This window comes from Pseudoroseomonas cervicalis ATCC 49957 (assembly GCF_000164635.1).
GTDB lineage: Bacteria > Pseudomonadota > Alphaproteobacteria > Acetobacterales > Acetobacteraceae > Pseudoroseomonas > Pseudoroseomonas cervicalis.
Map to the genome: position 1 here is coordinate 1 of NZ_GG771254.1, position 535 is coordinate 535.

Below are 535 nucleotides of genomic sequence, written 5' to 3' on the forward strand. Positions count from 1 at the left end.
GCTCAGGGCGCGGCCGCCTCCGCCTGGCCCGTGGCGGCGGGCCTCCGGCCGGGCCGGCGCTGCAGCCGGGCCAGATCCGCCAGCCGCCGGTCCAGGAAGGCCAGCGTCGCGCCGTCATCCGGGTCGGCGTCGGTCAGCCAGAAGGCCAGGGTGGTGCCATAGACCCCGGCCAGGCTGGCCCGCCGCGTATAGAAAGAAAAATCGTTCGAGGTGTCGCCAGCCGCCTGCCAGATGGCATCGGTGGTGCGTGCCGTGGCGCGGGCGGCGACGGCGGCGTTCCAGGGCAGCGCCAGCAGCGCCATGGCGCGGCGCACCGCCTCCTTGTGCGGCCGCTGCTGGCGCAGCCGCAGCGCCACCAGGGCACGAATCCGCGCCGGGATGCGCTGCGTCTCCAGCGCCATCCCCGCCGCCGCCTCGGCCATGTCGCGATCGGCCAGGTCGCACCAGGCCTCGACCATGCCGGCCGGGCCGCGCGGGAACAGCCAGGCGGCGGCATCCGGCGTCTCGCCGGCGGCGGCCAGCCCGGCGCGCAGCG

The 535-nt window shown here is 77.2% G+C and carries 1 protein-coding gene; it reads right to left on the reverse strand.

All coding sequences use genetic code 11. The annotated features are described in order from the left end of the window. Positions 1-2: 2 nt before the first annotated feature. A partial coding sequence (locus tag HMPREF0731_RS22860) for a COQ9 family protein (protein WP_007006660.1) occupies positions 3-535 on the reverse strand: 533 nt, incomplete at its 5' end.